This is a genomic window from Aeromonas sp. S18(2024) (genome assembly GCF_041402525.1).
Taxonomy (GTDB): Bacteria; Pseudomonadota; Gammaproteobacteria; order Enterobacterales; family Aeromonadaceae; genus Aeromonas; species Aeromonas enteropelogenes.
The window spans coordinates 167,039-179,780 of the sequence record NZ_JBGLQV010000007.1 but is presented as its reverse complement, the minus strand read 5'-3'; the positions used below and the strand labels follow the sequence as shown (position 1 = coordinate 179,780).

The 12,742-nt window shown below is 61.7% G+C and carries 10 protein-coding genes; 4 read left to right on the top strand and 6 right to left on the bottom strand.

Translation table 11 applies throughout. From position 1 onward, the window contains the following. Positions 1 to 11: 11 nt before the first annotated feature. Positions 12 to 2,588 (bottom strand): leucine--tRNA ligase, encoded by a 2,577-nt coding sequence (gene leuS / locus ACB034_RS13715; RefSeq protein ID WP_371173049.1) that lies wholly within the window; start codon positions 2,586 to 2,588, stop codon positions 12 to 14. 145 nt (positions 2,589 to 2,733) lie between these two features. Between leuS and ACB034_RS13710 the strand changes: the two genes are divergently transcribed. Continuing rightward, entirely contained in the window at positions 2,734 to 3,222 is a 489-nt protein-coding gene (locus ACB034_RS13710) for a zinc ribbon-containing protein (RefSeq protein WP_371173048.1), read from the top strand. A 69-nt stretch (positions 3,223 to 3,291) separates the two neighbouring features. Here the strand turns inward: ACB034_RS13710 and ACB034_RS13705 are convergent, their stop codons facing one another. The 3 genes from ACB034_RS13705 to fldB all read right to left on the bottom strand — a co-directional run bounded on the left by ACB034_RS13705 (position 3,292) and on the right by fldB (position 6,798). Beyond that, positions 3,292 to 4,632: a TldD/PmbA family protein gene (locus ACB034_RS13705; protein WP_371173047.1), complete on the bottom strand. Its 1,341-nt coding sequence runs from the start codon at positions 4,630 to 4,632 to the stop codon at positions 3,292 to 3,294. Positions 4,633 to 4,690: 58 nt separating this feature from the next. Then, positions 4,691 to 6,091 carry a TldD/PmbA family protein gene (locus tag ACB034_RS13700; RefSeq protein ID WP_061475622.1) on the bottom strand — a complete coding sequence of 467 codons (1,401 nt, stop codon included), beginning with the start codon at positions 6,089 to 6,091 and terminating at the stop codon, positions 4,691 to 4,693. A 188-nt stretch (positions 6,092 to 6,279) separates the two neighbouring features. Further along, entirely contained in the window at positions 6,280 to 6,798 is a 519-nt protein-coding gene (gene fldB, locus ACB034_RS13695) for a flavodoxin FldB (protein WP_042025718.1), read from the bottom strand. Between the two features lie 181 nt (positions 6,799 to 6,979). Here fldB and xerD point away from each other — a divergent pair, with 181 nt between their 5' ends. Next, the gene (xerD, locus tag ACB034_RS13690; RefSeq protein ID WP_371173046.1) at positions 6,980 to 7,879 is read left to right on the top strand and encodes a site-specific tyrosine recombinase XerD; all 900 of its coding nucleotides are present in this window, start codon (positions 6,980 to 6,982) and stop codon (positions 7,877 to 7,879) included. On the opposite strand, the gene ACB034_RS13685 is transcribed toward xerD, so the two are convergent. Beyond that, complete coding sequence (locus ACB034_RS13685) at positions 7,876 to 9,414, bottom strand: diguanylate cyclase (RefSeq protein ID WP_371173045.1); 1,539 nt, start codon at positions 9,412 to 9,414, stop codon at positions 7,876 to 7,878. The genes xerD and ACB034_RS13685 overlap by 4 nt on opposite strands. 167 nt (positions 9,415 to 9,581) lie before the next feature. Further along, positions 9,582 to 9,995, bottom strand: a complete 414-nt coding sequence (mscL, locus tag ACB034_RS13680; RefSeq protein WP_371173044.1) for a large-conductance mechanosensitive channel protein MscL — start codon at positions 9,993 to 9,995, stop codon at positions 9,582 to 9,584. Between the two features lie 275 nt (positions 9,996 to 10,270). Here mscL and ACB034_RS13675 point away from each other — a divergent pair, with 275 nt between their 5' ends. Next, a complete protein-coding gene (locus ACB034_RS13675; protein ID WP_371173043.1) occupies positions 10,271 to 10,963 on the top strand; it encodes a disulfide isomerase DsbC N-terminal domain-containing protein in 693 nt (230 codons plus the stop codon). Beyond that, on the top strand, positions 10,929 to 12,659 hold the full coding sequence (recJ, locus tag ACB034_RS13670; protein WP_371173042.1) for a single-stranded-DNA-specific exonuclease RecJ: 1,731 nt from the start codon (positions 10,929 to 10,931) through the stop codon (positions 12,657 to 12,659). The genes ACB034_RS13675 and recJ overlap by 35 nt, the downstream gene beginning before the upstream one ends. The last annotated feature ends 83 nt before the right edge of the window (positions 12,660 to 12,742 follow it).

The window sequence follows — 12,742 nt, the reverse complement described above, 5'->3', positions numbered from 1 at the left end:
CTTGGCAACGATCAGTTGGCAACGATGTTGAGCAGCTTGCCCGGCACATAGATCACCTTGCGCACGGTCAGGCCGTCGGTGAACTTCTGTACCGAGGCGTCGGCCATGGCCAGCTTCTCGACGTCGGCCTGGCTGATTTCGGCCGGCACGGTCAGTTTGCCGCGCATCTTGCCGTTGATCTGCACCACCACCAGCTTCTCGGTCTCGACCATGGCGGCCTCGTCGGCGACCGGCCAGGTGGCGTGGTCGATGTCATCGCCCTTGCCCAGCATCTTCCACAGCTCGAAGCCGATGTGCGGAGTGATGGGGTAGAGCATGACCACGACCGCTTCCATCGCTTCCTGCATCAGGGCGCGATCCTGAGGCTCGGAGCCCAGTTTGGCCAGGTTGTTCATCAGCTCCATGATGGCGGCGATGGCGGTGTTGAAGGTCTGGCGACGACCCACGTCATCGCTCACCTTGGCGATGGTCTTGTGCAGCTCGCGACGAATCGCCTTCTGCTCGCTGGAGAGGGCCGCCACATCCAGCGCCGGCACGGCGCCACCGGCAACGTGTTCGAAGGTGATGCGCCACAGGCGACGCAGGAAGCGCTGGGCACCTTCCACGCCGGAGTCGGACCACTCCAGGGTCATCTCGGCCGGGGAGGCGAACATCATGAACAGGCGGACGGTGTCGGCGCCGTAACGCTCCACCATCAGCTGCGGGTCGATGCCGTTGTTCTTGGACTTGGACATCTTGGTCATGCCGGAGTGGATGACTTCGCGGCCCTCAAGGTCCACCGCCTTGATGATGCGGCCTTTCTCGTCACGCTCCACCTTGACGTCGGTCGGGCTGACCCAGACGTTGCCACCCTTTTCGTCCTTGTAGTAGAAGGCGTCGGCCAGCACCATGCCCTGGCAGAGCAGGCGCTTGAACGGCTCGTCGCTGTTCACCAGGCCCGCGTCACGCAGCAGCTTGTGGAAGAAGCGGGCGTAGAGCAGGTGCATACAGGCGTGCTCGATGCCGCCAATGTACTGATCCACCGGCAGCCAGTGGTTGGCGGCCGCGGGATCCAGCATGCCCTTGTCGTAGTCCGGGGAGCAGTAGCGGGCGTAGTACCAGGAGGACTCCATAAAGGTGTCGAAGGTATCTGTCTCGCGGAACGCTTCCTGACCGTTGTAAGTGGTCTTGGCCCACTCGGCATCGGCCTTGATCGGGCTCTGGATGCCGTCCATCACTACGTCTTCCGGCAGCAGTACCGGCAGCTGGTCTTCCGGCGTCGGCACAACTGTGCCGTCAGCCAGGGTCAGCATGGGGATGGGGGCGCCCCAGTAGCGCTGACGGGAGACACCCCAGTCGCGCAGGCGGTAGTTGACGGTGCGTTTGCCCTTGCCAATTGCCTCCAGCTTGGTGGCGATGGCATCGAAGGCCGCCTGGAAGTCGAGACCGTCGAACTCGCCGGAGTTGAACAGCACCCCTTTCTCGGTGTAGGCCGCCTCGCTCACGTCTACTTCGCCATCGGCCGGCTTGATCACCGCCTTGATATCGAGGCCGTATTTGGTGGCGAATTCGAAGTCACGCTGGTCGTGACCCGGTACCGCCATCACGGCGCCGGTGCCGTAGTTCATCAGCACAAAGTTGGCGACCCAGACCGGGACCTTGCGACCATCCAGCGGATGAATGGCGTACAGGCCGGTGGCCATGCCCTTCTTCTCCATGGTGGCGAGCTCGGCTTCGGCCACCTTGGTGTTCTTGCACTCTTCGATAAAGGCGGCCAGCTCCGGATTGCTTTCGGCAGCCTGCAGCGCCAGCGGGTGGCCGGCGGCGATGCCGACATAGGTCACGCCCATGAAGGTGTCCGGACGGGTGGTGTAGACCTCGAGATGCTCAGTTTGACCGTCGATGGCGAAGCTGATGTTGACCCCTTCGGAGCGGCCAATCCAGTTGCGCTGCATGGTCTTGACCATCTCAGGCCAACCTTCCAGGTTGTCGATGTCGTTGAGCAGCTCTTCGGCGTAGTCGGTGATCTTGATGAACCACTGGGGGATCTCTTTCTGCTCCACCGGGGTATCGCAGCGCCAGCAGCAGTTGTCGACAACCTGCTCGTTGGCCAGCACCGTCATGTCGTTCGGGCACCAGTTGACGGAGGAGGTCTTCTTGTAGACCAGACCCTTCTCGTAGAGCTTGGTGAAGAACCACTGCTCCCAGCGGTAGTAGTCCGGCTTGCAGGTGGCCAGCTCGCGATCCCAGTCATAACCCAGACCCAGCATCTTCAGCTGGTTCTTCATGTATTCGATGTTTTCGTAGGTCCAGGGGGCCGGCGCCGTGTTGTTCTTGATTGCGGCGTTTTCCGCCGGCAGGCCGAATGCGTCCCAACCGATGGGTTGCAGCACGTTCTTGCCATTGAGGCGTTGATAACGGGAGATCACATCACCTATGGTGTAGTTGCGAACGTGCCCCATGTGTAGACGACCAGACGGATAGGGGAACATGGAGAGGCAGTAGAACTTTTCCTTGTCTACTTTCTCCACCGCCTTGAAGGTTTTCTTGGCATCCCAGTGCTTTTGCACTGCTGGTTCTATGGATTGGGGAACGTATTGCTCTTGCATTGGTGACATCCGGATCTGTGAAATGGATAGATAAATCAGCTGGGAAATCGCAATAGAATACCCATATCCTGCGGCGGCAACAACCGCCAGCGTCCCTCGGGCCTTAAGCCGGGCTCGATCAGGGTTCAGTAGAGGAGTAACGGCCATGGACAAACGTCAAAAAGGGTACGAAGCCTTCATTGCCGAACTGCAGAAGCAGTGGCAAGAGACAGAACAGTTCCAGGGGGAGCGCCTCAACCGGATGATCGCCAAGGTACAGGCCTATCTGGAGGCGGCCGGGGATCTGACCCAGGACGAGCTGGCGCTGATCGCCGAGTATGTGAAGCGGGATCTGGGCAACTATGACGAGGGGCGCAAGGATGAGCAGGTGGAAGAGTCCGCCTTCATGCTGGCGCTCAAAGACACCGCCTGGTCCTGGCTGGCGGACGTGACCGATCGGGCCCAGGTGGAGTGGCGCGAATTGGCAGACGAGCTGGAGCATAAGGGCGTGTACGAGGCGGGGGAGTGGGTCGGGCTGGGGGTCATGGAGTGCAACCAGTGTGGCTGGCGCCATAAGGTTCTTCGTCCCGAGCAGCTGGATACCTGTCCCGAATGCGGCGGCACCGAATATCACCGCGAACCCCTCTCGCCCTGATTGCCAATCTCTTGAACATCCAACGAAGAGAGGCGCCATCAGGCGCCTCTTTGTGATTATTCGGTGGTGTTACTTGCCCGCGACAGCGAGGCCGCCAAAGCGGATCAGCGGGGCATAGAAGCCATAGCCATCGTTGTGATGCAGGGTATCGCCGACTGCTTCAAGCTCTCCCAGCAGGTGATAGAAGTTGCCCGCCACCGTGACGCCGCGCACCGGCTGGATACGCACCCCGTCTCGGCAGAGGAACCCTGACGCGCCAAAGGAGAAGTCGCCGCTGACCGCATCGGCCCCCGAGTGCAGGCCGTCCAGCTTGACCAGCTCCAGATAGTCGCCGCTCTGCACCTCTGCCTCGCTATGAGGGCCGGTACCGAACACCAGGTGACGAGGGGTCACATCCAGTGCACTGCGGGCGCCGCGAGCCGCCGAGCCGTTGCTCGCCACGCCGAAGTGGCGGGCGGTGGCGCTGTTGTGCAGCAGGGTCTTGAGTGCCCCCTCGCCAATCAGCAGCAGATCCGAGGTGGGGGCACCCTCGCCGTCGAAGGCCTTGATGTTCATGCCACCCGGCATATGGACCCGGCTCTCCAGAGTGAGCCAGCGGGAGGCAACAGGTTGCCCCACCATGTCTCGCCAGGGGTTGATCCCCTGCTGGGCCCACTTGCCCGAGAGCGCCGCCTGGAAGCAGCCAAACAGGCTGGCGAAACAGTTGGTGCTGAAGATGACACTGTAGCGGCCGCTCGAGACCGCCTCACCCGGCAGCAAGCCCGCGGCCACGGTATGGATCTGTTGGGCAAGGGTCTGGCTGTCCAGCTCGTCGAAGCGACGGCCATATTGTCCCTGGGAGTGCATGGATTGTCGGCCATCCCGCTCGACCAGGGCCGAGGTGTAGCAGCCGACGGAAAATTCGCCGTGCTCGCAGAAGGTGCCCAAGCTGTTGGCGAGCCAGAGACGGCTCTCCCCTTCGAAGAAGCTGTTGTAGGGGGCGCCGGTCACATCCGGCAGGGCCAGCATGTCCGATTCGAGGCGCAAGGCCAGGGCGATCTTCTCCTCCACGGGCGTGGTATCGGGCTGATTGATCTCGGCGCAGTCGGTGGTGAGCCGGCTGTTGGCGACCGAGATGGTCTGATCCGCATCCACCTTGGCAAAGCGGCTGGCGTCACAGGCATCCTGCAGCATGGCATCGAGCGCGGCCTCATCGAGGGACTCGGAGTAGGCGATGCCGACCCGACCCTCTTTGATCAGGCGAATGCCGATCTGCTGGCTGCTGGTGACCTTGTATTCCCCAAGCTCCCCCTTGTCGGCCTTGAGGGAGAAGGCCCTGTCCTGATTGGCGATGATATCCGCCTCGGCATTGAGGCTGGCGACCTTGTCCAGCAGGCGGACAAGCAGTTGGTTCATATCGATGGTGCTCATCAGGCGTTCCCCCCGATCAGCATAAGGTCCACTTTCAGGAGCTTAATGGTGTCATTCATCAGGCATTACCCCCCACCAGAATATTGTCCACTTTCAGGGCGGGCTGGCCGACCGAGGTGGGCACAGAGCCGGAGACGGAGCCGCACATGCCGGCGGCCAGCGCCAGATTGCGGCCCACCATGGAGATCTCTTTAAGCACCTGAGGGCCGGTGCCGATCAGGGTCGCCGACTTGAGCGGTCTGGTCACCTTGCCGTGCTCGATGAGGTAGGCCTCCTGCACGTTGAAGTTGAACTCGCCGGTACCCGGTTGCACCGAGCCGCCACCCATTTTTTTGGCATAGATGCCGTGCTCTACCGTGGCCAGCATCTCGTCCAGGCTGTAGTTGCCCGGCTCGATATAGGTGTTGCGCATGCGCGAGGTGGGGGCGAATTTGTAGGATTCGCGCCGCCCCGAGCCGGTACGGGCGTAACCTGTCTTGAGGGCGCCCATCCTGTCCACCAGGAAACCGGTCAGCACGCCATCCTTGATGAGCTGGGTGTGCTGGGTCGCCATCCCTTCGTCATCGACGTTGATGGATCCCCAGGCGTTGCCCTGCAAGCCTTCGTCCACCGCACTGACTGCGGGATTGGCAATCAGCTGGCCCATCTTGTCGTGGAACACCGAGGCCTTCTTGGCCACCGAGGTGGTCTCCAGCAGGTGGCCGCACGCCTCGTGGAAGATGACGCCGCCAAAGCCGCTCTCCATGATGACCGGCAGGGTACCGCTCGGACAGGGGGCGGCGCCCAGCTTCACCAGGGCCTGACGAGTGGCGGTGAGGGCCAGCTCGCGCGGATCGATGCGCTCGGCGTGTTCCCAGCCCATCAAGGCGCCGGGGGCCTCGTAGCCCATGCTCTGCTCGCTCCCTTCCCGAGCGATGGTCTGGGCCATGATGCGGTTGTAGTGGCGGCGATCGCTGACCTGCAACCCTTCGCTGTTGAAGATCTCCACCTCCTGTTCCCAGCCCAGCACGTTGCCGGAAAACTGGCTCACCTTGTCGCTCTCGGCGCGGGCCGCAGCATCCATGGTGTGCAGATAGGCAATCTTCTGCTCCAGCAGCTTGTCCGCCGACAGGGGCAGGGCCACCGGATGGCGGTCGGTGAGACGGGTGAAATCGAAGGCGGTGGCGGTCACCACGGGGTCGCGTCTGTCCTTGGCCGCCAGCAGGGTGACGATGCGCAACAGCTCGTCACGGCTGGTCTGGTTGGTGTAACCGTAGAGCACCTTGTGGCCGTAGCACAGGCGCACGCCGATGCCGAAATCGAGGCCACCGCTGATGTTCTCTATCTGGCTGGAGAGCAGGCTGAGCTGGCTGCGGCGCTTGCGCTCCACAAACAGCTCGGCAAAGTCGGCACCCAGCGCCAGGGCGTGATCGAGCACGTCGCGGGCGATGGCAGGGGCCAACAGGGAGAATGAGGTCATAGAATTTCCTTTTCTGATCTGTCCGTTTGCTTCCGGCGCCCTGCTTTGCTTGTTATGGGGCGTCAGACTCATTGTTACAGACCAGCACAAAAAAGTCGCTATAGCGTCATACGATGATACCGATTGAGAAAATCGGCGCGAGATATGCGCCCAGGTGGTCAGCACTCGGGCTGACCGCCGGACATCAATCAGAGGAGTTCGTGGATTTCGGCCAGGATCTGGTCGACCCACTGCTCGATGCGGGAATCGGTCTGATCGTACTGGTTCGCATCGTCGAGGGCCAGGCCGACGAAGTGGCGACCATCGTCGATCAGCGCCTTGGAGGCATCGAACTCGTACCCCTCGTTAGGCCAGTAACCCACCAGTTTGACCCCCTTGGGCACCAGCTGATCGTGCAGCATGCCGAGGGCATCCTGATACCACTCGCCGTAACCGAGCTGATCGCCGAGGCCAAACAGGGCCACGATGCGCCCCTCCAGCTCCAGATCGGCGATATCTTCCCAGCGGGACTCCCAGTCCTCCTGCAGCTCGCCAAAGTCCCAGGTGGAGATGCCGAGGATCAGGATGTCGTAATCCTGCATGCGCACCAGGGGCACATCCTTGATGTTGTGGATGTCGACCAGCTCGGGGCCGATGAGGGCGCGGATCTTCTCGGCGGCCATCTCGGTGTAGCAGGTGGTGGAACCGTAAAACAGACCAATCTTCATCGCTCTTCTCTTGACTGCTGTGGGCTGCGCCATGTTGGCAACCTAAGGGGAGGGCGCCAGTCTAGCAGATTGCCGGGGCCCCTTCACTGCCCTCAGATATTGGCTGGCGGGCAAGCGGGCTTGCACGGGGGGCGAGCCCGCGCGCTACAATGGGCCATCTTTTTTCTGACTGCGGCGCACCATGAGCAAGCCTGACTCCCATCCCCTGATCGAACCTTTTCTCGACGCCCTCTGGCTCGAACGGGGGCTGTCTGACAACACGGTCAGCTCCTATCGCACCGACTTGGAAAAATTCGCCCTCTGGCTCGACGGGCAGGGCAGTTCCCTGCTGCTGGCGGGCATGGATGACATTCAGCACTACCTCGCCTGGCGGGTCGACAACCAGTTTGCGGCGAGCAGCACGGCTCGCTTTCTGTCGGCCCTGCGCCGTTTTTACCAGTATCTGAACCGGGAAAAATTGCGCAGCGACGATCCCACCGTGCTACTGGAGGGACCCAAGCTGCCCAAGAAACTGCCGGCCGATCTGAGTGAAGCCGAGGTGGAGGCCCTGCTGCAGGCCCCGCTGCTGGATGATCCGCTGGAGCTCAGAGACAAGGCGATGCTGGAGCTGCTCTATGCCACCGGGCTGCGGGTCTCCGAGCTGGTGGGGCTCACAGCCGAGCATGTCAGCCTGCGCCAGGGGCTGGTGCGGGTAGTGGGCAAGGGCAACAAGGAGCGGCTGGTGCCCATGGGGGAAGAGGCTGTCTACTGGCTGGAGCGCTATTACCGGGAAGGGCGCGGTCTGCTGCTTGGCAGCACCAGCTCGGACGTGGTGTTTCCCTCCAAACGGGCCCAGATGATGACCCGACAGACCTTCTGGCACCGTATCAAGCTCTACGCCCTGCGCGCCGGCATCAACGGGGAGCTCTCTCCCCATACCCTGCGCCACGCCTTCGCCACCCATCTGCTCAATCATGGCGCCGACCTGCGGGTGGTGCAGATGCTGCTGGGCCATGCCGATCTCTCCACTACCCAGATCTACACCCATGTGGCCAATGAGCGGCTCAAGGCGCTGCACGGCGAGCATCACCCGCGCGCCTAGGCCAGATAGAGGCGGTTTTTCCCCTCCTGCTTGGCGCGATAGAGGGCGGCATCCGCTTGCGCCAGCACCTGGGCCGGCGGCGCATCCAGCGCCTCGGCAAGGCCGCCGCTGAAACGCACTTCGAGGGGGGGCTCGCGCCACTCCTGATCCACCATGGCCTGGCGCCACGCCTCCATCAGCTGGTGGGCCTGGGCCAGCTCTCCCTGCTCGAAGATGGCCACCATCTCCTCGCCACCAAAGCGGCACAGGATTGCCTGTTCTTCCAGCAGTTGGCGGCCGATGGCGGCGGTGCGTCTCAACACGGCATCCCCGATGGGGTGGCCATATTCATCGTTGATCTGCTTGAAATTGTCGATGTCGATGATGGCAAGCACATAGGGAACGTGCTCCTGGTGCAGCCTGGCGAGCAGGCCGTCCATGTAGCGGCGGTTGTAGAGCCCGGTGAGGACATCGCGCTGGGCCTTCTCGCTCTCGGCCTGCATCTGGTCGGAAATCAAGGAGATCTCGTCCCCCAGCTCCTCGATACCCGGGATGCTGGGGATGGTGATGGGTTCCCCGGGCGGGGTGACCCGCAGTAAGCGCACCACCTGCACCAGCATGCTGATGGTATTTTCCAGGCGTTGGTGGAAGATGATGGCCACCAGTATGAACATGGCCAGGGAGAGGATCAGCCCCACCATCATGGTGGGCAGTAGCTCCTTGATAACGAAGGAGTTGCTGAACGGGAACACGGTAATGACCTGCCAATTGGGATTGTTGGTCAGGGTGTAGTAGGCGATAGTCTCGCTATCCGGGGTTTTCAGGGTGCCATTTCTCCCCTTGATCTGGGGCAACCAATCGTTATCAAGCGGGGTGGCATTCAGAAGCGGGTTGCTGTGGGCGATGATGAGCTGATGCTGGCGATCGTAGAGCAGATAAGCCATCTGTTTCCCGCCCTGCAATATGCGACCGATCCGGTCGGAAACCTTCGCCAGATCGACATCGATGCCGACCACGGCCACCACCTTGCCTTGCTGATTCAGTACTGCTCGCGACAGGGTGATCACCGGAATGTGCTGGACGCTGTCGAGATAGGGGGCACTCCAGATGTTCACCCCCGGAGTCTGGATGGCATCCCGATACCACTGCTGCCTGGCCATGGTTTGAGTCGAGGGGGTTACCAGCTGATTGAAGTTAACCAGGGAGTTGTCCCGCTGCACATAGTAGAGCCCCTTCAGTAGGCTGCCCGAGCGGCTGAGTTGTCGCCACACTTGGTTGTGGCGTGCCTTCATCTCCGGCGGGAGTATGCCTTCGTAGCTGGCAAGGTCGGCCGCCAGAATGTTGAGCTGCTCCTCGACCGAACTCAGCGCGTTGTCCCACTGCTGGGCCGTGCTGCTGCTGAAAAACTCCATGCGATCGCGCACGATATCCTGTTGTTTGATGACAAACAGGTAGAAGCTGCTGGCTGTCATCAGCAACAGGGGCAGGGAGAGCAACAGCAAATAGCGCAGAATGAAACCATGTTTCGGTCTGGTCTTCACTGTTGGGGATGTCATGGCGATGACTCCTGTAGATTTTGCATTCATTCGGTCATGATGTTGCGCGAGAGCCGCGAGCGTTTAGCCCCGGGCTGGATTGTGCCGTAGTCTACGGTGTTGTGGCGCAGTGTCAGCAAAAAAACCGCCGAAAGGCGGTTTTTTGTACACACGACAGGGGCGGGTGCTTATTTCTCCTGCCGGGCCTTGAGCAGATCGCGGATTTCGGCGAGCAGTTCCTGATCCTTGGTCGGGCCGGCCGGTGCCGCCGCTGCTGCTTCCTCCTGCTTGCGCTTGAGGGTGTTGATGGCTTTCAGTCCCATGAAGATGGCGAAGGAGATAATCAGAAAGTCGATGATGGTCTGGAGAAACTTGCCATAGGCGATGACCACGGCCGGGGCCGATCCTTCCGCCGCCTTGAGAGTGATGACCAGATCGCTGAAATCCACCCCTCCCAGGATCAGACCTATGGGGGGCATGATAACGTCGCCGACGAACGAGGAGACGATCTTGCCAAAGGCGGCCCCTATGATGATACCGACCGCCATGTCGATCACATTGCCTCTGGATGCAAAGGCTTTGAACTCCTGGATAAGACTCATTATTTCCTCCGAAACCAAACAAGATAGAGTGTGGATCGCGTAGGCGATCCGCATCAGGAAAACGGAGGCCACGCCGCGTTGTTCCTGTCGTCTTCTCTAGCTTGCTGAGGTTGCATCTCCTTGGCAATCGGGGAACGCGGATTTTTTGGTGCCAAGGGAGTATTAATAATCAAGCAAATAACGGATTGAATAACAGGTGCCATCCATATTAGTGTGTTGGACTCAATCATTTATGCTGCAAGAGTAAAATGGTGAAGCATTTAATATCGATGGCAATGCTTCTATGCACATTTGCTGCCTATGCCGGGGTGAACCCGCAAACCCTGAAGGAGACGGTCTCCAGCCGGTTGGGGGTTCCCGTCTATCTGGTGGATCGCACCCCGATCCCCGGGCTCTACATGGTGGGCACCTCTCAGGGCGTGCTCTATAGCGATGCCAACGGAGACTATCTGGTGCAGGGGGTCATGCTGGACATGACCCGCGACATGAAAAACCTGACCCTCTCCGGCCTGCGTCATCAAAGGAGCATGGCGCTGGCGCAGATAGGTGAGCCTCCCATGCTGCTTCGGGCAACGAAAGAGACGCACCGGATCACCCTCTTTACCGATGACGCCTGTACCGATTGTCGCCGGGCGCTGGATCAGCTGCCCCGCCTGCAGGAGTTGGGTGTCACGGTGCAACTGCTGCCGATCGTGTCGCCCGCCGGCGGGCAGGATCGGATCTCGCCGGAGCAGTGCGAGGCTGGCGCCTGGCGTCACTCCCAATTCAGTGAACATTTGCCAGTGGCGCGCTGTAGTGAGATCCTCTCCCACTATATCGGCCTGAGCCAGTGGCTCGGGATCAAGGCGCTGCCGAGCTGGGTCCTGCCAAATGGCGACCTGGTGCGCGGTTACCAGAGCCCTGAACAACTGCTCAAGATACTGGATCACATCAATGCCCCTGCAAATCCGTCGTCGTCCGCGAGTTGATGATTCCCATCTGCCCGCCACCCTTCATCCCCTGCTGCGGCAAATCTTCGCCAGCCGTGGCGTAGCAGATCCCGCCCTGCTCGAGCGCAGCGCCAATCAGCTGCTGCCACCCCGGCGCCTGTTTGGCATGGCGCAGGCGGTGCCGCTGCTGGCGGATGCCCTGGCCGCACAGAAGCGGATCCTTATCGTCGGTGACTTCGACTGCGACGGCGCCACCAGCTCGGCCCTGTGCGTGCTGGCCCTGCGCGCCATGGGGGGCCGCCACATCGACTTTCTGGTGCCCAACCGATTCGAATTTGGCTATGGCCTCACCCCCGAGATCGTCGAGCTGGCGGTGGTCCGCGGCGCCGAGTTTCTCATCACGGTGGACAACGGCATCTCCAGCATCGCCGGGGTGGCAGCGGCCAAGGCGGCCGGCATGCAGGTACTGGTTACCGATCACCATTTGCCGGGCCAGGAGCTGCCTGACGCCGATGCGATAGTGAACCCCAACCAGCATGGCTGCGACTTCCCCTCCAAGTCGCTGGCCGGGGTGGGGGTGGCCTTCTACCTGATGGCGGCCCTCAACACCCACCTCAAGCAGGCGGGCTGGTATGAGCGCCACGGCATCCCGGCCCCCAATGTGGCGGACTATCTGGATCTGGTAGCCCTCGGCACCGTCGCCGACGTGGTGGCGCTCGATGGCAACAACCGCATCCTGGTCCATCAGGGGCTGCAGCGGATCCGGGCCGGCCGCTGCCGCCCCGGCATTCAGGCGCTGGTAGACGTGTCGGGTCGGGATGGCCGCCGCCTCACCGCCGCCGATCTGGGCTTCGCGCTGGGGCCACGCCTCAACGCGGTGGGCCGGCTCGATGACATGTCCCTCGGGGTCGCCTGCCTGTTGTGTGACGACCTCAACCTGGCGCGCCAGCTGGCGTCCGAGATGGACAGCCTCAACCAGGAGCGCAAGGAGATAGAGCAGGGGATGCAGCAGGAGGCCCTCGCCACCCTGGAGCAGATCCGTTTTCGCGATGGCGAAGTACCGTCGGGGATCGTATTGCATCGGGACGAGTGGCATCAGGGGGTGGTGGGGTTGGTGGCCTCCAAGGTGAAGGAGAAGTACTACCGCCCCGTCATCGCCTTTGCCGAGAGCAGCGAGACCGAGCTCAAGGGTTCCGGGCGCTCCATCCCCGGCGTGCACCTGCGCGATGCGTTGGAACTGCTCGATACCCGCCACCCGGGGCTGATGGGCAAGTTCGGTGGCCACGCCATGGCGGCGGGGCTGACCCTGCCCAAGGCCAATATCGAGGCGTTCGGTCGTGCTTTCGAAGCGGTCATCAGCGAGCTGGTGACGCCTGAGCTCTTGACCGGGGTGCTGCTCACCGATGGCGAGCTCTTGCCGGACGAGCTCAACCTCGAGCTGGCGGAGCTTATTCGTGCCTCCGGCCCCTGGGGTCAGGCCTTCCCCGAACCGCTGTTTGACGGCGAGTTCGTACTGGTGCAACAAAGGTTGGTGGGGGAGAAACACCTCAAGATGATGCTGACGACCGACTCTGGCCATGCGGTGGATGCCATCGCCTTCGGGGTCGATTTGCAGCGCTGGCCCGATGCCTCGGTCAAGCGGGTGCGGCTGGTCTACCGGCTCGATGTCAACGAGTGGCGAGGTAATCGCAGCGTGCAACTGCTGGTGGAGCATCTGGAGGCCGCCGGCCTCTGATCCCGTGAGTCTCTCTTGCTGCCGATAACGGTCACTCTGGGGTGGCCGTTTTTTTATGGAGTGAACCCGAATTTTGCCGTTGA